The 21,336-nt window shown below is 71.3% G+C and carries 17 protein-coding genes; 6 read left to right on the forward strand and 11 right to left on the reverse strand.

What is annotated here, in order from left to right; translation table 11 throughout:
• Nucleotides 1-50 precede the first annotated feature (50 nt).
• On the forward strand, nucleotides 51-374 hold the full coding sequence (cutA, locus tag Cs7R123_RS29515) for a divalent-cation tolerance protein CutA (RefSeq protein WP_212831243.1): 324 nt from the start codon (nucleotides 51-53) through the stop codon (nucleotides 372-374).
• Here cutA and Cs7R123_RS29520 read toward each other — a convergent pair.
• Nucleotides 361-1,164 (reverse strand): hypothetical protein, encoded by an 804-nt coding sequence (locus Cs7R123_RS29520; RefSeq protein WP_212831245.1) that lies wholly within the window; start codon nucleotides 1,162-1,164, stop codon nucleotides 361-363. The two genes, cutA and Cs7R123_RS29520, sit on opposite strands and share 14 nt — an antisense overlap.
• 146 nt (nucleotides 1,165-1,310) lie before the next feature.
• Here Cs7R123_RS29520 and Cs7R123_RS29525 point away from each other — a divergent pair, with 146 nt between their 5' ends.
• Together Cs7R123_RS29525 and Cs7R123_RS29530 are read left to right on the forward strand one after the other, a co-directional pair.
• Nucleotides 1,311-1,502 (forward strand): hypothetical protein, encoded by a 192-nt coding sequence (locus Cs7R123_RS29525; protein WP_212831246.1) that lies wholly within the window; start codon nucleotides 1,311-1,313, stop codon nucleotides 1,500-1,502.
• 438 nt (nucleotides 1,503-1,940) lie between these two features.
• Nucleotides 1,941-2,327: a hypothetical protein gene (locus tag Cs7R123_RS29530; protein WP_212831247.1), complete on the forward strand. Its 387-nt coding sequence runs from the start codon at nucleotides 1,941-1,943 to the stop codon at nucleotides 2,325-2,327.
• Nucleotides 2,328-2,524: 197 nt separating this feature from the next.
• On the opposite strand, the gene Cs7R123_RS29535 is transcribed toward Cs7R123_RS29530, so the two are convergent.
• Nucleotides 2,525-2,752: a hypothetical protein gene (locus Cs7R123_RS29535; protein ID WP_212835143.1), complete on the reverse strand. Its 228-nt coding sequence runs from the start codon at nucleotides 2,750-2,752 to the stop codon at nucleotides 2,525-2,527.
• Nucleotides 2,753-3,449: 697 nt separating this feature from the next.
• Here Cs7R123_RS29535 and Cs7R123_RS29540 point away from each other — a divergent pair.
• On the forward strand, nucleotides 3,450-4,886 hold the full coding sequence (locus Cs7R123_RS29540) for a GH1 family beta-glucosidase (protein ID WP_212831248.1): 1,437 nt from the start codon (nucleotides 3,450-3,452) through the stop codon (nucleotides 4,884-4,886).
• 88 nt (nucleotides 4,887-4,974) lie between these two features.
• On the opposite strand, the gene Cs7R123_RS29545 is transcribed toward Cs7R123_RS29540, so the two are convergent.
• From Cs7R123_RS29545 to Cs7R123_RS29555, 3 genes are all read right to left on the reverse strand, one after another.
• On the reverse strand, nucleotides 4,975-6,357 hold the full coding sequence (locus tag Cs7R123_RS29545; RefSeq protein WP_212831249.1) for a serine/threonine-protein kinase: 1,383 nt from the start codon (nucleotides 6,355-6,357) through the stop codon (nucleotides 4,975-4,977).
• 81 nt (nucleotides 6,358-6,438) lie between these two features.
• Complete coding sequence (locus Cs7R123_RS29550; RefSeq protein ID WP_212831254.1) at nucleotides 6,439-7,338, reverse strand: Gfo/Idh/MocA family protein; 900 nt, start codon at nucleotides 7,336-7,338, stop codon at nucleotides 6,439-6,441.
• 19 nt (nucleotides 7,339-7,357) lie between these two features.
• Nucleotides 7,358-7,888: a hypothetical protein gene (locus Cs7R123_RS29555; protein WP_212831256.1), complete on the reverse strand. Its 531-nt coding sequence runs from the start codon at nucleotides 7,886-7,888 to the stop codon at nucleotides 7,358-7,360.
• Nucleotides 7,889-8,145: 257 nt separating this feature from the next.
• Here Cs7R123_RS29555 and Cs7R123_RS29560 point away from each other — a divergent pair, with 257 nt between their 5' ends.
• Nucleotides 8,146-9,303 carry a lytic polysaccharide monooxygenase gene (locus tag Cs7R123_RS29560; RefSeq protein WP_212831258.1) on the forward strand — a complete coding sequence of 386 codons (1,158 nt, stop codon included), beginning with the start codon at nucleotides 8,146-8,148 and terminating at the stop codon, nucleotides 9,301-9,303.
• Nucleotides 9,304-9,379: 76 nt separating this feature from the next.
• Here the strand turns inward: Cs7R123_RS29560 and Cs7R123_RS29565 are convergent, their stop codons facing one another.
• Nucleotides 9,380-12,649 carry a S8 family serine peptidase gene (locus Cs7R123_RS29565; protein ID WP_212831260.1) on the reverse strand — a complete coding sequence of 1,090 codons (3,270 nt, stop codon included), beginning with the start codon at nucleotides 12,647-12,649 and terminating at the stop codon, nucleotides 9,380-9,382.
• Nucleotides 12,650-13,234: 585 nt separating this feature from the next.
• Between Cs7R123_RS29565 and Cs7R123_RS29570 the strand changes: the two genes are divergently transcribed.
• Nucleotides 13,235-15,445, forward strand: a complete 2,211-nt coding sequence (locus Cs7R123_RS29570; RefSeq protein WP_212831262.1) for an ATP-binding cassette domain-containing protein — start codon at nucleotides 13,235-13,237, stop codon at nucleotides 15,443-15,445.
• Nucleotides 15,446-15,614: 169 nt separating this feature from the next.
• On the opposite strand, the gene Cs7R123_RS29575 is transcribed toward Cs7R123_RS29570, so the two are convergent.
• The 5 genes from Cs7R123_RS29575 to Cs7R123_RS29595 form a co-directional block, all read right to left on the reverse strand.
• Nucleotides 15,615-15,896: a hypothetical protein gene (locus tag Cs7R123_RS29575; RefSeq protein WP_212835145.1), complete on the reverse strand. Its 282-nt coding sequence runs from the start codon at nucleotides 15,894-15,896 to the stop codon at nucleotides 15,615-15,617.
• Nucleotides 15,897-16,422: 526 nt separating this feature from the next.
• Entirely contained in the window at nucleotides 16,423-16,854 is a 432-nt protein-coding gene (locus tag Cs7R123_RS29580) for a DUF4395 domain-containing protein (protein ID WP_212831263.1), read from the reverse strand.
• Nucleotides 16,851-17,339 (reverse strand): thioredoxin family protein, encoded by a 489-nt coding sequence (locus Cs7R123_RS29585; RefSeq protein ID WP_212831265.1) that lies wholly within the window; start codon nucleotides 17,337-17,339, stop codon nucleotides 16,851-16,853. Before Cs7R123_RS29585 ends, Cs7R123_RS29580 begins: the two co-directional genes overlap by 4 nt.
• A gap of 188 nt (nucleotides 17,340-17,527) precedes the next feature.
• Nucleotides 17,528-19,537 (reverse strand): MDR family MFS transporter, encoded by a 2,010-nt coding sequence (locus tag Cs7R123_RS29590; RefSeq protein WP_212831267.1) that lies wholly within the window; start codon nucleotides 19,535-19,537, stop codon nucleotides 17,528-17,530.
• 188 nt (nucleotides 19,538-19,725) lie between these two features.
• A complete protein-coding gene (locus tag Cs7R123_RS29595) occupies nucleotides 19,726-21,300 on the reverse strand; it encodes a cellulose binding domain-containing protein (protein ID WP_212831268.1) in 1,575 nt (524 codons plus the stop codon).
• Between the last annotated feature and the right edge of the window lie 36 nt (nucleotides 21,301-21,336).

Below are 21,336 nucleotides of genomic sequence, written 5' to 3' on the forward strand. Positions count from 1 at the left end.
AGGTGCCCTCGCCACGCCCGATGGGGGTACTTCCTCGTAGGCTCGCTGCCATGACTGGCCTTATTCAGGTGTCCACCGCGACCGAGCACCGCGACGCTGCCGTTACCCTCGCGGGCGAGGCTGTCCGCCTTCGCCTCGCTGCCTCCGCACAGATCATTGGCCCTGTGACGTCCGTGTTCTGGCACCTGGGCGAGTACGGCACGGGTGAGGAGTGGAAAACCGCGCTCATCACGACCAAGGACCGCTACGCCGAGCTTGAGGCGTTCATCCTGGCGAACCACCCGTGGCAGAACCCGCAGGTGACCGCCGTCGAGATCGTCGCTGCCTCAGCCGCCTGCGCCACCTGGGCGCACAGCGCCGTCAACGCGGGCTGACCGCGAGGCCGTCCCGTAGTTCGCGCATGGCACGAGTCGCTTCGAAAGGCGCGGAGAGCGCGAGCGTCGCCGCTATCCGCGCCTTCGGTCGCGTCGAAGCAACACCCGCGGTCAGACTGTGAGCCCTGGTGATCGTGCTGGCGGCAAGCTCAACTTCGCGCCCGTGTAGGTACGCCTCGGCGAGCGCGAGCAGATAGAGCGCCTTGTCACGCGCGTAAGCGTCCGGGAAGTCCGCAAGCGCGCCGGTCAGCGGCGGCACCGCCCGCAACGGCCGGCCAAGCGCCGACCAGCATCGGCCGGTCATGATGTCGATCTCTTGGGCGTCGACCCACGCTGCCCAGTCTGGATCGGCGGGGGCTCCCTGGCCATCGAGCGCTCGGGCCGCTTCGCCAAGAGCTGCCTCAGCCTCCGCAACGAGCCCAGCAACGGCGTAGGACCACGCAGCCCGGTCAAAGACCAGCGCTCGGACCTTCGCTGGGACGTAGGCGGTCAACGCCTGGCACGATGCGCGGGCAAGCTCAACATCCACTCGCCCGCTGAAGGCCCGCTGATACGCATCGAGCGCGAGCGCGTTGGCGACAAGTGCTTGATCGCCCGCCTCAACCGCCGCGTGGCGACTCGTCTGGTAAAGGTGGGCGGAGCGGCCCATCCATCCCGCATCGAATGCAGCCCAGCCCGCTAGCTGAGCCTGCTCGGCAAGCACCGCGAGCAGCGCCCGGCGGGTGCCGTCGGTGTACGTCCCGCCGCTGAGCACGGCACTGCGGCGGCTGAAGAAACGGTCGACCCTCACCTTGGAGTAGGCATCGCCCCGAGCATTTCGCGCATGCTCAGCGTGTCATCCCTCGCCATTACACCCTCAACGAACGCGCCCTTCGCCGCGCCTACGACCTCGGCGGCACGTTCCTACTCGAACGGTCCGCCCGGCAGCAGCTCTACATGGTCGTTCGTGGCAGGGCCGAGAGCGCCGAGGAGTGCGCGGCGCTGGCCGAGTGGTACCGCGCCGAGGCGCCGACGGTCGTGGCGTATTGGACCGACGTTGCCCAGGGCGAGGCGTGGCCGGCGGGGGCGCTTCCGGACGCCTACCTCAGCGATGCGAGGGCCGCCGTAGCCGCCCTGACGGTCGCCTGATTAGCGACGCAGATCGGCCGCAAGACGGCAGGCGGGCGACGCACACCACCGCGCGCAACCAGCGTGACTGTCGTCGTGATCCCGAAGAACGGCGTCCGCCAGGGCGCCGCTGTCGCGCTCGGCGCGGTGCGCGCGGTTCAGTAGGTCGTGCCAGTCGGACGCGTCCAGGTCATTCACAACGCGCACAGGGGTGCCCTCCACTAGATCAAGCTCCCGCTCGCCCTGAGGCGGTAGCGGCGTCTCATGTCAAGTGTCAGGCCTGCTCAGAGTGGTTGATCAATCTCGTCAGCCGCCGCCAGGCGCCGTCAACGGCTGTCATACCGCAGTAACCACGTGGCACATTGAGCCTCTGGTTGTCGTGAGTTGCCAAGCATAGACTCAGCGTGTCGTCACTGGTTGAGTCGAGAGGACGCACCCCCTGTGCCTGGGCCAATCCGCATGCCGCCGCTGAGCGAGCTGCCGAACGGACCCCGGCGCGAGTTCGTCGAGGAGATGTTTTTCTACTTTCGGACCGCCGGGCGGCCAACGCTGCGCGAGATCGACGACGCGATCAGGAAATATGATCTAGTCGGAACCGCAAGCCGGGAAACCATTCGGCGGGTGCTACAGGGCACTTCGGTGCCCTCGCGGTGGACGACGGTTGAGGCGATCCTCTACGGCCTGTGTGACCTCGCTGGTTTCAAGGTGCATAGCGACCGCTGGCCAGACGAGATGGACTCGGCGTCGTGCTATGACTACGTAAAACGGCTCTGGAACGACGCCCTCGACAGCGACCCGAATCCGCCGAAGATCGTCGACCCATGGGACCAAGAGCCCCCGTTCTGACGACACGCCCCGCCTCCCGGTTCGCGCCGGAGGGCGGGGCGTTTTGCGTTTACACGCTCGTCAACGATGGGCCTCCTCACGGGAAGAGATCATCGAACGTATGCACGCTCCTCGAAGTGGACCCCGGATCGCTGAAGTCGCTCCACTCCGTCTTGATCATGTTGCTCGCCGCTGGCGGAGCCCTGCTAATCCTGGTCCTAATTAACTATGTCTAGCGCAGGCTCAACGACCGCGCTGGCAAGCTCAGCATGTTGGATGCACAGAACATCCTCGCCGGTCGCCGGTAGCCGCCGAAGGAGCGCAAGGCGGCCGAGCAGGACCAGGTCGTATCCGCGCCGGGCCAGGGCGTGCGCCGTGGCCGCGCCGATCCCGGTGCCGCCGCCGCTGATCACGGCCAGCGGCCGCGTTTCCTCAGTCAAGATCACGCGAGCCACCATACCGGACAGAGCTGCACGAACAGGGTCCGGCCAGGCGGCTACTGAACCGGGCAAGCCCGGGTTTCGTGTCAATGTGGAAACCTGCCGGACACATTGATCTCTACCCGTGGGAGCGCTTCCGCAGGTAGCGGGCACATCGGTTATCAGGCAAGGATTTCCAGGTGGTTGCCTACAGATTCTGGGTCGGTGAAGGGTCTTCCCCTCCGGTTCAGAACTCGCTATCGTCTCAACAAACGTCCATGGGAACGCTTCCACGGATGTTCATCAATGTAAGAATTAGCCCGTCGATGGCCCGCCCGGACGCCATCGCCGGCCGCTCCCCGAGGCGGTCGGTCGCCGATCTCCCTACGACCGGCGACCGACCTCCCTCCGGGTGCCGGAGAGGAGGTGAAGCTCGCGACTACGTCGCGTGCCAACGGCTCCCGCGCGTCACGCTGTCTCGTGACCTGCCGCCCGGCAGGCACAGGGCGTGAGCACCCGATGGGGGCGGGGACTGCCCTTCCCCGCTCCCATACCATCGGGATGCATTGTCCGCCTTGACGCCCATCAGCACCAGACTTGCGCCACCTTTGCGAAAGTCCGAACACCACATCTCCACCCGTCACCGGGATAGGGACAACTGTACCCGATCATGGGAGCGTTCCCACTCATGATCAGCCCTTTCCCAGTATTTGAGGAGCACCACATGCCAGGCACCCCCAGCGCCGACCCAAGCGGCGCCGCGACCACGACGGTCGCCACCGGCGCTCAGAACGCCGGCGTGGACGGGACCACTTCGGATCCCGCCCCCGCCGCGGCGCCGGCCCTGCGGTTCCCCGACGGATTCATCTGGGGGGCCGCGACCTCGGCGTACCAGATCGAAGGCGCGGCTCACGCCGACGGACGCGGGCAGTCCGTATGGGACACCTTCTGCAGGATCCCCGGCAGGGTGCGCAACGGCGAGACCGGAGACGTCGCCGCCGACCACTACCACCGCTGGGCCGACGACCTGGACCTGATCCGGGAACTCGGCCTCAAGTCGTACCGCTTCTCGGTGTCCTGGCCGCGGGTCATCCCGACCGGCGCCGGACCGGTGAACCGCAAGGGCCTCGACTTCTACAAGCGCCTGGCCGACGGCCTGCGCAACCGCGGCGTCACGCCGATGGTCACGCTCTACCACTGGGACACCCCGCAGGAGCTGCAGGACCTCGGCGGCTGGGAGAACCGCGACACGGCCTACCGCTTCGCCGAGTACGCCGCCACCGTGGCCCAGGCCCTCGGCGACGTCGTGCCCAACTGGCTCACCCTCAACGAGCCCAAGACGATCGTGCAGAACGGCTACCTGTCCGGCACGCACGCCCCCGGCAAGCAGGACCCCGCCGCCGCGTACGTCGTGGCCCACCACCAGCTGCTCGCCCACGGCCTGGCCGTGCAGGCGATGCGCCCGCACCTGGGGGCCGCCGGCCGGATCGGACCCGCGCTCAACCTGCACCCCTGCTACCCGGCCGACGACAGCCCGCAGGCCCAGGCCCGCACCGTGCTGCACGACGGGTACGAGAACCGCCTCTACCTCGACCCGATCCTCAAGGGCAGCTACCCGCAGGACGTGCTGGACGACCTGGCGTCGTACTCGCCGATGCAGAAGTACGTCCTCGACGGCGACCTGCAGGTCATCAACTCGCCGATCGAGCTGCTCGCGGTCCAGTACTACACGCCCCTGTACGTCACCGCCGACGGTGACACGGTCACCCGCTACCCGACGACCGAGGCGTTCTGGCAGCAGATCTATCCCGAGGGCATGTACGACATCCTGATGCGCATCAAGAAGGACTACGGCGACGTCGCCCTGACCATCACCGAGAACGGGCTGCCCACGCCGGACACCCTGAGCCACGACGGCCGGGTGCGCGACAACGGCCGCATCGCCTTCCTGCGCGACCACTTCGCCGAGGCGCACCGCGCCATCACCGACGGGGTCAACCTGGAGAGCTACCACGTGTGGTCGCTGATGGACAACTTCGAGTGGGCGGAAGGCTACGACCAGCGGTGGGGCCTGGTCTACGTCGACTACGCCACGCAGCGCCGGATCCTGAAGGACAGCGCCGGGTGGTACAGCGGCGTCATCAGCGCCAACGGCCTGTGAAAGTTTCCCCGCCGGTGGGCGACCACCGAGTCCACGCCGGCGGGTGACGGGGCCGGGCGACCAGTGGTCGCCCGGCCCCCAATGTGTGTCAGGCCCCCAGCGCCCGGCCGAGCGCCGCCACGTCGCCGCGCAGCCGCTGCGCGGCCGCCGGGGCGAGGCTGCCCTCGTCCTGCCGCAGGTCGATCTTGTCGTTGAGGTTCGCCAGCTGCTGGCGTAGCAGGTCGCCTGTCGGCTTGTTCTGGGCGATGTTGCGGATCACGTTGGCGATGTCGGTCTTGACGTCCGAGCGCACCTGCGTCTGCGACTCGGCCAGCTCCAGGGTGTACAGGGCCGCGTCGCGGGCCTGCACAACCGTCAGCACCGCCGAGGACGGCAGCGGGGACGGGGGCGGCGGCGGCGACTTCGTGGGATAGCCGGTGGGCCAGTTGGCCGGCACGGACGGCGACACCGACGGGCTCGGCACCGGCGACGCCGACGCGGCGGGTGGGACGGTGCTGGGCGAGGCCGAGGCCGAGGGCGAGGCACCCGACCCGGCGGGCCGCTCGGTGTCGTCCAGCGGCAGCAGCCACACCAGCAGCCCCAGCGCGCCCAGCGCACCGGCGGTCAGCGCCACCGGGAGCAGCCGCCGGCGTCCGGGGACGGCCAGCGCCGAGCGCAGCACCCGGGCCGCCTCGGCCGCCGACGGGCGCCCGGCGGGGGTGCGCTGGAGACATTCGACGACCAGGCGGATGACCGAGCGGGGCAGCCCCGGCACCTGCGGCAGCACGATCGGGCCGTGGTCGGCGGCGACGTCGTCCCACCCCGCGACCCGGAACGGCGGATGGCCGGTCAGCATCTCGTACAGCACCACGCCCAGGGCGTACACGTCGGTGGCGGGCTGGGCGGGGGTGCCGTCCAGGCGCTCCGGGGCGACGTACGAGGGGGTGCCGAAGCTGGCGCCGGTGCTGTCGTCGTCAGGCTCGCCGACCCGGGCCGCGATGCCGAAGTCGAGCACGGTGACCTGCTCGCCGTGCAGCATGACGTTGTCGGGGGTGATGTCGCGGTGCACCACCCCGCGCCGGTGCGCGACCTCCAGCACCGTGGCGACCCGCCCGGCGATGCGCAGCGCCTCCCGCCACGGCAGCGGTCCCAGCGCGATCCGGTCGGCCAGCGGCTCGCCCGCGACCAGCTGGAGCACGATGACGGCGATCTCCTCGCCGTCGGCGGTGCTGTCGCGGACGAAGTCGTGCACGCCCGCCACGTCCGGGTGGTTCAGCCGGGCCACCGCCCACGCCTCCCGGCGGGCGAGCTCCCGCAGCCGCTCGTCGCCGGCCAGGACCGGGTCGAGCACCTTCAGCGCCACCAGCCGGTCGAGCGTCTCGTCCTTGGCCCGCCAGATGACCGACATCCCACCGGCCCCGATCCGGTCGATCAGCCGGTAGCGCCCGGCCAGCAGATCTCCGGCGCGCATCAGGAAATCATGTTCGGTCACGTCCCGCACGGTGCGGCATGATCGGCGGTGGTGTCAACGCCCCCACCGACAACAGTTGCATGATCGTTGCGCGACCCGCCGTCAGCGCACCGCGACCGTGCGACCCTCCTGTTCGGACAGCTGAGCCGCGGCCAGCACCGCCACGACGTCGCGGCCGAACCGCACGTCGCACGGGTGCCCGGGGTGCCCGGAGCGCACCTGGGCCAGCAGTTCGTCGACCGCCCGGCCGAAGTTGACCACCGGATCGCCGGAACCGCCGGGCAGATCCACCACGCCCGCCTCGCCCAGCAGCTGGTAGCCGAACGGCTGCGCGGCGGGCGGGGCGTCGAGGGTCAGCTGCATGACGCTGACCGCGCCGCTGTCGTGGCGGGCCAGCACGTGGCTGGTGGCGTGCGCGCCGCGCAGCGCCGACACCTCGGCGACCGGGCCGAGCACCGGCAGCAGCCGCGACAGCGCGTGCGGCCCCAGGTCCCACAGGCCGCCGTGCTCGCGCCGCCACAGCGAACCGGAGTACGGGCCGCCCTGGGCGAAGATCGAGCCGTACATGACGACGCGGGCCGAGCTCCAGCCGCCCGCCGCCGCAGCGGTCTCCAGGGCCCGCGTCACCTCGGGGTCGAACCGGGCGGTGAAGAAGACGACGCTGGCCACGCCGCTGTCGGCGGCCGCCTGCACCACCGCGTCGGCGTCGGCGACGGTCAGCGACACCGGCTTGTCCAGCAACAGGTGGCGCCCGGCGCGGGCGGCGCGCACGGCCAGCGGCGCCTGCACGTCCGGCGGCAGGGCCACGGCGACGGCCTCGCAGTCGGCGATGAGCGCGTCGGCGTCGGCGTACGGCCGCACCCCGAGGTCGGCGGCCAGCGCCGCCGCCTTGGCCGGATCGCGGCCCCACACCCCGACCAGCTCGGTCCCGGGATGGGCGGTCAGCGCCGCCCCCTGCGTCACCCGGGCCCAGTGGCCCGTGCCGAACAACCCGAATCGCATGGTGATCACCCTAGCGACCTCAGGCTCCGGCGACCTCGTCGGTGTAGCGCTGGCGCACCCGCAGCGGCAGGTCGCGGTTCACGAAGCCGTCGAAGGCGCGGGCCTCGTACTGGTCGGGCAGCAGGGCGCGGACCCGGTCCTCGTAGCCCAGCCCCGCCTGCGCGATGCGCACCACCGGCGGGTCGCTCAGGTCGACGGCGACGGGTCCGGAGATGCGGGAGGCGAAGTCCCACGGCTGGCCGACGGCCCCGGCGGCGCAGAGGTAGTAGGCGTACACCACGCGGACGTCGGCGACGTCGCGGGCGTCGGCGGGCTCGTAGCCCATGGTCTCGGCGGTGCACAGCACCTTGTCGTCGGCGTTGACCTGGTGGCCGTGCTGGTGGTGCTCGGCCGGGGAGGACTGCTCCAGCACCTGGACCACGCGCTGGGCCAGCAGCGTGCCCAGATCGGGCGGCGGCACCAGCAGCGGATACAGCCACGCCACCGCGGCGAGCGCCAGCAGCTCCGGCAGCACCCACCAGGCGTTGCGGCGCACGGCGGTCATCGACACCGGCACATGGTCGCAAAGCTGATGGCACTGCGCAACCATTGCCTGACCGGCTCATACATGGTGAAATGTCGATGCCGTGGCGCCGCGAGGGCACCCGTGGGCGCGCCGCGGCACGCGCGTGAGCCGTGTTCGACGCGACGCATCCCCCGCTCTGCCCGCAACCCGCGCAGCGGGTGCCGGGCAGGGATGACTCCGCAGTCGCAGCACGGCCCGTCCCGCCGTCGTGCGGTGCGTCTCCGTGCTGGAAAGGACAGCACGTGAACAGATTCAAGGTGGCCGCGCTCGCGGCTACCGCGGCATTGACCGCCGGCCTGGCGACCATGCTGATCAATCCCGGCCCCGCGGCCGCGCACGGGGCGCTGCTGACCCCGGGCAGCCGCACCTACCTGTGCTATGTGGACGGCCTCGCCAGCACCGGCGAGATCAAGCCGACCAACCCCGCCTGCCAGAACGCGGCGACCGTGGGCGGCACCCAGCCGTTCTACGACTGGTTCGGGGTGCTGCGCTCCGACGGGGCGGGCCGCACCCGCGGCTTCATCCCGGACGGCGCGCTGTGCAGCGGCGGATTCACCAAGTACGCCGGGTTCGACGCCCCGCGCAGCGACTGGCCGCTGACCCACCTCACCTCCGGGGCCAGCCACAGCTGGCGCTACAGCAACTGGGCCGCCCACCCGGGCTGGTTCTACCTCTACATCACCAAGGACGGGTACGACCCGAACCAGGCGCTGACCTGGGCGCAGATGGAGGAGCAGCCGTTCCTCAGCGTCGACCACCCGCCGATGTCGGGCCCGGCGCCGAACGGCTACTACTACTGGACCGGGAACCTGCCCGCCAACAAGACCGGCCGCCACGTCATCTACTCGGTGTGGCAGCGCTCGGACAGCAACGAGACCTTCTACGGCTGCTCGGACGTGGTCTTCGACGGCGGCACCGGCCAGGTGACCGGCATCAACAACCCGCTGCCGAGCCAGTCTCCGGGGCCGTCGGCGTCGTCGGGCACCTCGCCGTCGGCGTCGCCGTCGCGGTCGGCCTCGCCCTCGCCGTCGCCGTCGCGGTCGACCTCGCCGTCGCCGGTGCCGAGCAGCCCCGCGCCGAGCACGCCCGCGCCGACCGGGGCGTGCACCGCGACGTACGCGGTCACCAACAGCTGGGGCAACGGGTTCCAGGCGGAGGTGACGGTGAGCAATCCGCGCACCACGCAGCTCAACGGCTGGACCGTGAAGGCGACGTTCCCGAACGGGCAGATCGTGTCGCAGAGCTGGAACAGCACGTACACGCAGTCGGGGGCGGTGGCCACGTTCAAGAACGTGAGCTACAACGCCGCGATCCCCGGCGGCGGCAGCACCACGTTCGGGTTCCTGGGCAGCCATACCGGCGTGAACAACGCGCCGACGCTGACCTGCACCAGTCCGTGAGGTAGCACCGGCCGGCATGGCCGGAAACGGCGGCGGGGGCGGCCCGAAGGCCACCCCCGCCGTCTCGTTCAGGTGGTCACTTCACCAGGCGGTACGCCCGGATGATGGTCTGCTCCACCGTGTTGCCCCTGCTGTCCTCGCCGCTGGCCTTCAGCGACACGAAGCCCGCCTTGTTCGGGTGCGCCACGGTCACCACCCAGCAGCCGAAGATGTGCAGCACCTTGGCCTTGACCCAGTGCTTCCCGTCGTCATACGACACCTGCACGGTGAGCTTGCGCAGGCTGCCCGCGCCGGAGTCGTACTGCTGCGACACCGTCACCGGGATGACGCCGAGGCTGCCCGCCTTCGCCGTGTTGCGGTCGCTGAGCGCCGGGGCGAAGCCCAGCGCCGTGACCGGCAGGCGGGTGAGGTCGTCGGCGTGGCCCGAGCGGAAGGTCCAGACCGTCTTCTCCCGCACCGAGAGCACCGCCGGGGCGCCGCGCTCGATGCTCGACTCGACCCGGAACCGGCCGGGTGCGGCCGGGATGTCCTCGAAGAACGCCCAGGGCGTGTCGGCCTCGCCCACCAGCACGCCGTCGCGGTAGACCGCGATGTGGCCGCCGGTGAACTCGCCGAAGCCGGTGTGACCCGCCGCGTCGCCGAAGAAGCCCTGGCCGATCAGCATCTCGTCCTCGAACCGGGCCACGTCGGCGCTCTCCTCGCCCGAGGAGAACTTCGGCCCGAACACGGCCTCGTTCCACCGCTCCTGGTAGGTCCGCCCGGCCTGGTACGTCTTGCGGCCGCCGTTCAGCGACTGCACGAACGTGTACGACTCGTCGCTCTGCACCACCTCGTCGAACATCGGCTCCCAGGCCACGTCACCGGCGTAGTACTCGGTGCGCGTGTAGGGCAGCTCGCTGCCGATCGACAGTGCCGATGCGCTGAAGGCGCCGGGGATCCACGCGAACGCGCCCTTGTAGCCGTACGCGCCCGGCACGTGGGCGTAGTGCTCGGCGCGGACCTTGGCGAAGTCCGCGGCGGACAGGTGCTTGGTCAGGCCGGCCATGAGCTGGTCGGTCTGCCACCAGGCCCCGTTGTACACCACCGGGGTGCGCGACGCGTCACCGTCGGCGGCCACGCGGGCGAACGTGCCCGTGGTCCACGACAGCATGCCCGGCAGGGGCGCGCTGTCCAGCGGGCCGGAACGCAGCCCGTCGTAGCCGCCCACCGACGCGCCGACGCCGCCCTGGCCGCCGTCGCCCATCGGGAACTGCACGTTGATGTCGGCCGCCACCGCGGTGGCGGCCGGGTCCGGCACCGTCACGTCGAACGTGCCGGAGTTGCGCGCGTCCAGGGTGACGGTGGCCGAGCCGGAGACCACCAGGCGCGGGTACACCAGCTGGGTGACCCCCGTCTCGGTCGGGATCCAGGTGAACAGCAGGTACGTGCCCGCCGGGACGCGCACCTCGGTGCCCATACCCGGGAACAGCAGCTGCTCCTTGCCGGTGCCCTGGTTGAACAGCACGGTGAAGTAGTCCGCCGCGGGCTGGCCGTCGAGGCCCAGGTGCGGCAGGTTCAGCGTGAACTTCTCCTCCTCGCGGTCCACCGCGAACGGGGTGGTCACCTTGGCCGCGCCCGCGGTGGCCGTGATCCGGCCGCCGAAGTAGCCGGTCGCGGTGCCCGACCGCACGTCGGACGTGAGCTGCACCGAGGCGGTGCCGCCCGCGGGCACGGTCAGCGTGCTCGCGCTGAGCGCGAAATACCCCGCCGGGGCGGCGGTGTCCAGCGCCAGGGCCAGCGTGACGTCGGCCGCGCCGCCGTTGCGGTAGGTGACGGTGCGCACGTCGACCGGGTCGTCGCCGTGCGGCCAGGCCTGGCGGCCCAGGCTGACCACGGCCGGTTCGGCGGTGATCTGCTGGGTGATCGCGCGGGCCACGTCGACCCGGCCCGCGCCCTGCGCGAACGGGCCCTCGATGGCCGGGTTCGGCGCCGCCGACCCGATCAGCGTGGCCTTGCGCTGCGCCGCCGACCAGTCGGGGTGCAGCTGGGTGAGGATCGCGGCCGAACCGGCCACGTGCGGGGTCGCCATCGAGGTGCCCGACAGCGTCGTGTACGGCTGGCCGGGCTCGCCCAGGAAGCCGTCCTTGCTGTTGGCGGCGGTGATGTCGACACCCGGCCCGGTGATCTCCGGCTTGAGCGCGGCGTCGCCGACGCGCGGGCCGCGGCTGGAGAACTCGGCCAGGTCCTCGTTCTTGTAGACCGCGCCGACCGCGAGCGCCGCGTCGGCGCTGGCGGGCGAGCCGACCGTCTCGTCGCCGCCGTCGTTGCCCGCGGCGATGACGAACAGGATGTTCGACGAGGCGGTCAGGTCGTTGACGGCCTGCTCGATCGGGTCGATCTCGGGGCCGTCCGTGCCGCCGAGGCTCATGTTGACGACGTCGGCGCCGTTGTCGGCGGCCCACTGCATGCCGTCGAGGATCCACGACTCGGCGCAGCCGCCCTCGAAGCAGACCTTGCCGTCGAGCAGGGTCGCCCCGGGCGCCACGCCCTTGTACTTACCGCTGGACGCCGCGCCGGAGCCCGCGATGGTCGAGGCGACGTGGGTGCCGTGGCCGACGTGGTCCAGGCCGTCCTCGTACTCCCCGGCGAAGTTCTGCTCGGCGGCCACCTTCCCGGACAGGTCCGGGTGGGTGGCGTCGATGCCGGTGTCGAGCACCGCCACCTTCACGCCGGTGCCGTCGTAGCCGGCGGCCCAGGCCGCGGGCGCGCCGATCTGCGGCACGCTCACGTCGAGGCTGGGCTTGCGCACCCCGTCCAGCCACACCTTGCCCGGGTTGGCCGCGCGGGCGTCGCCGCCGCCGGCCGACTTCAGGTTCTTCCAGTACGACCCGAGCTTGGCGCGCGGGGCCTTGGCGGCGTATCCGCGCAGCACCGGCAGCCGGCGCGTCACGGTCAGCCCGGCGGGTGCGGCGGTGGTGCTGCCGACCCCGGACACCAGCAGCGGCAGCGAGTCACGGCGGTCGTAACCGGCCGCGAGCAGCCCCGTGATGTCGAACAGGCGCAGGTCGACCCGGTCGGCGCGCAGCAGCGGCAGCGCGTCGGTCGGGATGACGTAGCGGTGCCCGGCGCGGGTGTAGCGCAGGTACTGGACCCCCTTGCGCGGGGTCAGGCTGATCCTTCCGTCTCCGTGCGTGGTCACCCGGTCGCCGGTCACCAGCGTGACCGTGCGCCCGACTGACTGAGCCTGGTGCAACCCGGTCCCCTCGGGCGCGGCGGGCTTCGGGCCCGCCACGCCGGGTTCCCCGGCCACCAACGATGTTACGACGGCGGCGGCGAGTAGGCCGGCCAGCATCCGTCGAGATCGCATTCGCTCTCCCCCATTTCGGCGTCTGCTTCAGACTGTCCACTTGCGACGCAATGTACTCACGCATCGCAATGCGTACACGCCGCAGGCATGCCGAACGGTTCCGCGAACTCTCAAGATCTTTCGAGGTGGCACCACCAGGGCCGCCGCGATCCGCCTCGACAGGGGATGGATGGGCGGCTATTTTGTTGGTACTCTCGCCGAAGTATCGCCTGGCGGTGCCGAAGAGACCGCCCGCTTCCGGAGCTGATCGGGATCCGGCGGCGGGCGGTTGGCGAGACACGAAGGAGCCGCGCCACTGGGCAGGGCGCGGCTCCTAGGAAAGGTTATGGTCGGTGCGTGCGGTCGCCTCGCGGCGAGTGGCGCGACACGGCTCCAGCCGTACGGTATTCCGTGAAGGCTTTGTATTTGAGGCCCGGGGACACTGTCCACGCACCGACCTCGACCACCATAGCGCCGATCTGCGGCATTGCCGAACATGGTGGCCGTGATCACGTCCGGGAATCACCGCCGGTCGTGTTCCTGACGGCGGCTCATTCCGGCCGTCCGTCGCTTGCCCTGCGCTGACCTTGCCGCAAGGATGACCGGGTGTCCAACGACCCCACCACCTCCGCCCAGCCGGCCGCGTCGCCGGCCGGCTCCGGATCGGCGGCCGGCGACGGCGCCGCCCGCACCCGACTGGGACGCGACAGCGACAACGACATAGTCATCAGCGACCTGCAGGCGTCGCGCCACCACGCGGAGCTGCGGCGGGTCGGCAACACCTACCAGATCGTCGACCTGGGCAGCCGCAACGGCACCTTCCTCAACGGACGCCGGGTGCTCAAGGCCACGATCCTGCACGCCGGCGACAAGGTGTCGATCGGCCGGCACGAGATGCTGTTCGACGGCGACCGGCTGCACGCGTACGTCGACACCGGCCCGGCCTCGATCGTCGCCGACGACCTCACCGTGCGCATCGGCAACAAGGTGCTCATCGACGACGTCAGCTTCTCCCTCCAGGAGGGCAGCCTGCTGGCGCTGATCGGGCCCAGCGGCTGCGGCAAGTCGACGCTGCTCAAGGCGCTGACCGGCCTGCGCCCGGCCACCCAGGGCCGGCTGTGGTACGGCGGGCAGGACCTCTACGCCGACTACGCCCAGCTGCGCTACCGCATCGGCATGGTCCCGCAGGACGACGTGCTGCACAAGCAGCTCAAGGTCCGCACGGCGCTGCGCTACGCCGCCGCGCTGCGCTTCGCCGACGACGTGCCGCGCAAGACGCGCTGGGCCAAGGTCAACGAGGTCATGGAGACGATGCGCCTGACCCACCGGGCCAAGGCGCGCATCGACACGCTCTCCGGCGGCCAGCGCAAGCGCGCGTCGGTCGCGATGGAGCTGCTCACCGAGCCGTCGCTGCTGTGCCTGGACGAGCCCACCTCGGGCCTGGACCCGGCGCTGGACAAGGGCGTCATGACCGAGCTGCGCGAGCTCGCCGACAAGGGCAAGACCGTCGTGGTGGTCACCCACAGCGTGCTGCACCTGGACATGTGCGACCGGGTGCTGGTGATGTGCCTGGGCGGCACCATGGGCTACTTCGGCCCGCCGGACCAGCTGCTGGAGTTCTTCGGCGCCGACGACTACGCCGACGTCTTCACCAAGATCACTGACGAGCCGGAGCGGTGGACCCGCGCCTTCCGCAACTCCCCGCTGTACGCCCGCTACGTCAGCGCCGTCGCCCCGGTCACCCGCACGGAGGCCGCCCCGGCGCCCGCCGAGCCGGCCGCCGCCGACCCGGTCGCGTCCATCCCGGCCCAGCGCACCGACGAGCAGACGCTCATCGACACCGGTGCGGTCGAGCTGCCCGTCAACCCGGCCGACGACGCCGAACCGGCCCCGGCGGCCAGCGTCGACGCCCAGGGCGTGCGCATCCGGCCCAACGTTGCCGCGGCCAAGCCCGGCACCGTGAACATGGACAAACGGACGTTCCGGCTGTTCGCGCGCAACCCCAGCGCGCCGATCCGGCAGTACTTCACGCTGTGCCTGCGCATGCTCAACGTGATCTTCTCCGACCGCGGGTTCAGCCTGTTCCTGCTGGCGATGCCGCTGATCCTGGCGGGCCTGTCCTACACCGTGCCCGGCGAGCACGGCCTGGCCATGCAGCGGATCATCAGCCTGGAGGCGATGCAGCTGCTGGTCGTCCTCGTCACCGGCGCCGCCTTCATCGGCACGGCCGCGTCGATGCGCGAGATCGTCGGCGAGGCGCCGATCTACGCCCGGGAACGGGCGGTCGGCCTGTCGGCCGCGGCGTACCTGGCCTCCAAGCTGACGGTGTTCTTCCTGATCAACACCGCGCAGGTGGCACTGTTCGTGTACCTCGCGCTGTTCAAGGGCACCCCGTCGTCGTACCTGGTGGTCCCGAGCCAGACCGCCGAGATCATCGTGGCGATGGTGGCGGTGGCGCTGGTCTCGACCGTGCTCGGCCTGCTCATCAGCGCGCTGGCGCGCACCTCCGAGCAGACCACGCCGATCATGGTCGTGGTGGTCATGGCCCAGCTGGTCTTCTCCGGCGGCCTGTTCCTGCTCGCGGGCAACCAGATGATGGAGATCATCGCCTGGTTCTTCCCGACCCGGTGGGGCTTCAGCGCTGCGGCGGCCACCGTCGACGTCGGCAAGATGCTGCCGAAGCTGTTCCAGGACCCGCTGTTCAACCACGACGCCACGACCTGGTGGCGGGCAGTGATCTTCATCTCGGTGCAGCTGGTCGTCCTGACCCTGCTCACCCGCCTCGCCATGCGCCGCCTAGAACCCGGCCGCGGCTGACCCAGCCCACCCCCGACACCCCCGACACCCCCGGCCCCGCGGCGCCCACCGGCCCGCGGGGCCTCCCTTTCCCCCACCCCACCCCACGCCCCCGCCCCGGCCAACCCCGACACGTTGATCATGAACTTATGGCCGTGTTCGACGGCGTGTCCCCACCCTGGCGCCGTGATCAACTCACGCAAGAACCGGGCCGGGCCGGGCCGAGCCAGGGCGGGCCGGGTCGGGGCGAGCCAGGGCGGGCGGGCCGGGCCAGGTCGGGCGGGCCGGGCCAGGGCGGGCGGGCCGGGCCAGGGCGGGCGGGCCGGGCCAGGTCGGGCGGGCCGGGCCAGGTCGGGCGGGCCGGGCCAGGTCGGGCGGGCCGGGCCGGGCCGGGCCAGGTCGGGCGGGCCGGGCCGGGCCGGGCCAGGTCGGGCGGGCCGGGCCGGGCCGGGCGGGTCGGGTCGGGTCGCAAGATCGCGGTCCTCGGTCACAAGCTGCGGTCTGTGGCGATATCGCGACCGCAGACAGTGATCATGGCTAGCGACGAGGCGAAGATCGCCGACTCCGGGCGTTCCACCACGCGGGTTGCCGTCGCAGGGCATGGCGGAACCCGGCGGTGATGCGGGTCCTTCGGTGGGTGGCCCCGATGATCGGCGTTTGCGGTCAGGATCTGCGCTTCGGCAGCAGGTATCGACCGTAGGCGGCGATCATCGCCGGAAGCCGTGCGGCAGCGGGCAGGCGGGGGCGGGGCGGGGCGGTCCGGGAATCGGGATGTGGGCGGCGACGGGGCGAAGATCGTCGGCTCCGGGGTTTCACTGCGCGGGTTGCCGTCGCAGGGCATGGCGGAACCCGGCGGTGAGGCAGGTCTTCCGGTGGGTGGCCCCGATGATCGGCGGTTGCGGTCAGGATCTGCGCTTCGGCAGCAGGTATCGACCGTGGGCGGCGATCATCGCCGGAAGGCGCGCGGCAGCGGGCGGGTGGTCAGAGTGGGCGGGTGGTCAGGGGGTCGGGACGCGGGCGGCGAGGGGGCGGCCGGTGAGGCGGCGGTACGCCAGGAACAGCTCGCAGCCCAGGCAGAGCCCGAACGCGCCGTTGAGGAAGGCCGCGACCAGCGCGAACCCGGCCGCGACCGCCCCGACGACAGTGGCGCCCGATAGGTATCCGGCCGCCGACACCAGCGCGAACCCCAGCCCGACCGCTTGGGCGAAGCGCACCGGTGCCAGCGGCTCCAGTTCGGCGGGCGGCGCCAGGCGCGGGGCGACCAGGACGCGGTACACCAGGCCGTACGGCCCCAGCCGGGGCCACGCGGCCGTGACCGCGAACACCGCCGCCTGCGCCAGCATCAGCCATCCCGATCCGGTGAGCAGCACCGCCAGCACCACGAACGTCGTGATCACGGCGCCGAAACGGGGACCTCTGGGGTCGGTCATGCGGGACTCTTCTCGGTGTCGGCGGAGGTGTCGGCGGCTGAGGTGTCGGCGGAGGTCGGCGCGACGGCGGCCAGCAGGGGCGCGACGGCGGCCAGGACCTGTGCGCGGGTCGGGGTGCCCTGGGCGCGCCCGGCGATCCGGCCGGCCCGGTCGACGACCAGGACGGTGGGCGTACGCCAGATGTCCAGCGCGCGCACCGCCTCCAGCCTGCTCTCCGCGTCGATCTCGACGTGGGCGACGCCGGGGACGGTCTCGGCGACGTGCGCGCAGATCACCCGGGTGGCGCGGCACGGGGCGCAGAACGCGGACGAGAACTGGAGCAGCGTGACGGTCCCGCCGGGCACGCCGAGGTCGCGCAGCAGCGCGGTCTGGCCGTCGTCGTTCGACACCCGACGTACGGTACCCGCGCGCCGCCGGTGGACCAGCCCGGCCGCGGTCGCGGCGACCAGCGCCACCACCGCCACCACCGCTCCGGTCCCGTTCACGGCACCAGCGTGGCACGGGTACGCGCCAAGATCCGAGCACCGTCCCGAGGGGCGGACGTGGTTCACATCTCCGTCACGTCCGCGCCACATCACCGGCAAGTGCCCTTCCCCGCAGAAAGCGACAAGAAGACGCCCGTCCTTGCCGCCCGGGACGGTTACCGCCCGGGGACGGTTGCCGCCGGGGACGGTTACCCCCGGAGGGAGTGTGGGGCGGGCTCGCGGGCGGCCGGCTCGTCCTCGAAGACGAGCTGGCGCGCGGCCGAGCGCACCGCGTCGGAGAAGTCGGTGTCGGAGGCGTCCTCCCAGTCGGCGAGTTCGCCGGACAGCCACTGGCGCCAGGCGGCGGCGATGCGGTCGTACTCGGCGACGCCGCGCGGGGTGAGGGCCACGTCGCCGCCCGCCGCCGTGACGTAGCCGTCCTCGACGCAGCGCTGGTAGGCGGGCCACAGCACCTGGGGCGGCAGGTGGTAGTGGCGGGCGATCTGGTCCACCCGGGCGCGGCCGTAGTGCTCGGCGAACAGGACGACCCGCGACAGGCACCAGGCCAGGCCGATGCCGCCGGAGATCCCGGCCGAGGCCAGCACGCCGGGGGCGGCGGTGGGGCCGCGGTGGCGCCATACCGTGGCGATGGCCCTTTCCAGGTTCTCCTCGCGGTCGCCCGCGTCGGGCATGCCGAAGCCCTCGCCGAGGTCGGTGGCGGCGGCGCGGGCGGTGTCGCGCAGCGGGACCTGCTTGAGCAGCAGCGCGACCACGGCGGCGAGCAGCCCGATGGGTACGGCGGTCCGGAACACGGTCTGCAGCGACTCGGCGTACCCGTCGACGACCAGTGCCCGCAGCGGCTCGGGCAGCGAGCGCACCCCCGCCGGGCTCTCCAGCACGTGCAGGTCCACCCCGGCGGGCAGCGGCCCGAAGCGCGCGATCTGCTGGTTGAGCGCGTGGGCGTACACGGTGCCGAACAGTGCCACCCCGAACGAGGCGCCCAGCGTCCGCAGGAACGTCACGCCGGAGGTGGACACGCCCAGGTCGTGGTAGCTGACGGTGTTCTGCACGACGATGGTGAGCACCTGCATGCTCATGCCCAGCCCCAGGCCCAGCACGAACAGGAACAGCGACTCGACCACCAGCGTGGTGGAGGCGTCCATCAGTGACAGCAGGTACATGCCCAGCGCGGTGACCAGGCCGCCGACGACCGGGAACCACTTGTACTGCCCGGTGCGCCCGACGACGGTGCCGCTGGCGATCGAGGTGATCAGCAGGCCGATGACCATCGGCAGCATGCGCAGGCCGGAGGCGGTGGCCGAGGCGCCCTGGACGTACTGCATGAAGGTGGGCAGGAAGGTCAGCGCGCCGAACATGGAGAAGCCGACGATGAAGCTGAGGATGCCGCAGACGGTGAACACCGGGTTGGCGAACAGCCGCATCGGCAGCATGGGCTCGCGGGCGCGCAGCTCGATCCATACGAACAGGGCGAGCGCGATCAGGCCGCCCACGCCCAGGCCGATGATGGTGGACGAGCCCCACGGGTACTCGGTGCCGCCCCAGCTGGTCATCAGGATGAGGCAGGTGGACGCGACGGCGATGGCGCCGATGCCCAGGTAGTCGATGACGGGGCGGGCCACGGTCGGCAGCTTCGGCATCGACAGCGCACAGACGATCATGACGACGATGCCGACGGGGATGTTGACGTAGAAGGCCCAGCGCCAGGAGGCGTGGTCGGTGAACAGGCCGCCCAGCAGCGGGCCGAGCACGGTGACGACGCCGAAGACCGCGCCCAGGGCTCCCTGGTACTTGCCGCGCTCGCGCAGCGGGATGTAGTCGGCGATCAGGGCCATCGCGGTGACCAGGATGCCGCCGGCACCCGCGCCCTGCACGCCGCGCCAGGCGATCAGCCAGGCCATGTTGTGGGCGAACCCGCAGAAGAACGAGGCGACCAGGAAGATCGTGATGCATACCTGGAACAGCGCCTTGCGCCCGAACAGGTCGCCGAGCTTGCCCGCCAGCGCCGTGGCGATGGTCTCGGCGAGCAGGTACGCGGTCACCACCCAGGACAGATGGGAGGCCCCGCCGAGGTCGCCGACGATGGTGGGCAGCGCGGTGCCGACGATGGTCTGGTCGAGGGCGGCCAGGAGCATGCCGAGCGCGACCGTGACGAAGACGGCGTTGCGGCGCGCCGAGCTGAGCTCGCCACTGCGGTCCATGCGCTCACACTAATTGTCCGCTTTGCGCCCGCGGGCGATCTCCGGCGAACCCGTGGCCGATCCCCCTTGATCGTTCATGTTGCCGGGCAATCGTGCGTATCTTGACCACCGACACGCCCGATTGCCCGGCAACTTTGTGGATCTAGGGGACCGGTCGGCCGGTCACCCGGTCGGGCCGGTCGGGGCGGTCAGCGGGTGAAGCCGGCGGTGATGCGGGTGAAGTCCCAGTCGGACTGGGCGATGCCGGAGCAGTTGGAGACCACGCCGCCGCCGGCGCAGCCCCGGTCGCGGTTGACCGACCAGAACGCCAGGCGCGCGATGGCGTGGCTGTTGGCCCAGTCGCGGATCTGGGTCCAGGTCGCGGTGCTGGTCAGCTCCTGCTGGTCGGACAGGCCGTTCATGCCGGAGATGCCGATGTGGGCGTACGCCGTGGCGTCGCTCCAGCCGTACGCCGTCTTCAGGGCGTTCTTGAGCCCCTCGGTGGCGTTGACCGTGTTCTGGTACATGTTCGCGCCGCCGCCGAAGTCGAACGGCATGATCGTGAAGATGTCGATGTTGGTGCCCAGCGCCGCCGACTGGTTGATCAGGCGGGTGCCCCACCAGTTCGGGCCGGTGGTCGTGGTGCCGAACGTGATGATCGTCTTGATGCCGGGGTTGTTCTGCTTGACGATCTTCAGCGCGTTGAGGATGCGGTCCTGCACGGCCTCGTTCTCGAACTCGTCGGTGTTCTCGATGTCGATGTCGATGGCCTTCAGGCTGTACGCGTTGATGACCTGCTGGTACGCCCCGGCCAGCGCCGCGGCGGTGGAGCAGTTCGGGCCGAGCTTGTTGCCGCTGTACCCGCCGAACGACGGCACGATGTCGCCGCCCGCCGCCTTGATCGCGTTGATGGTGCTCTGGTCGGCGCCGCCGGTCAGCGGCCGGCTGCCGTCCCAGGCCGGGGTGCAGCCGCCGCCGGAGAGCACGAACGCCATGGTGAACCACTTGATGCCGGTGGCCGACATGACCGTGCTGACGCTGGGCGGGTTGCCCCAGCCGACGTAGTAGTACGGCGCGGCGCCCTTGAAGCCGCTGGTGGTGCAGCCCGTGGTGGTGGCACTGGCGGCGTTGCTGGCGGCGGACTCGCCGTTGCCGTTGTACGCCTTCACGGTGTACGTGTGCGCCGTGCAGGCGCCCAGGCCGCTGATCGTCGCCGAGGTGCCGGTGACGGTGGCCTTCACCGTGCTGCCCTCGTACACGCGGTAGCCGGTGACGGTGCCGGTGGAGGCGCCCCAGCTCAGCGCGATCGAGGTGTTGGTGACCGTCCCGACGGCGGGGTTGCCCGGCTTGCCGGGGACCCCGGCCGGGGGCGGCGAGGACGGCGGGGTGCCGCCGCCGCAGGAGGCCCCGTTGACGGTGCAGTTGAGCGGGTTGCCGGAGCCGCTCACGTTGAACCCGAACGAGGCGGTGCCGCCGGGGGCGACGGTGCCGTTCCAGCCCGCGTTCGTCGCGGTGACGTGCTGGCCGGACGTGGTGACGACCGCGTCCCAGGCGGTGCCCATGGTGGCGCCGGAGGGGAGGTCGAACTGCACGTTCCAGCTGGTGATGGTGCTGGAGGTGTTGTTAATGACGATGAACTTGCCCTCGTAGCCGGTGCCCCAGTCCTGCACCTTGGTGAAGGCGGCCGTGGCGGCGTAGGCGGGGGTGGAGCCGAGCAGCGAGGCGGCACCGGCGATCAGGGCCACGCTGAGCGTGGCGAGACCGGCGCGCAGGGATCTTCTCATGGCGGGGGGAGCCCTTTCGTCGGTAGCGCGCGGCGG

The sequence above is a fragment of the Catellatospora sp. TT07R-123 genome (assembly GCF_018327705.1).
Taxonomy (GTDB): domain Bacteria; phylum Actinomycetota; class Actinomycetes; order Mycobacteriales; family Micromonosporaceae; genus Catellatospora.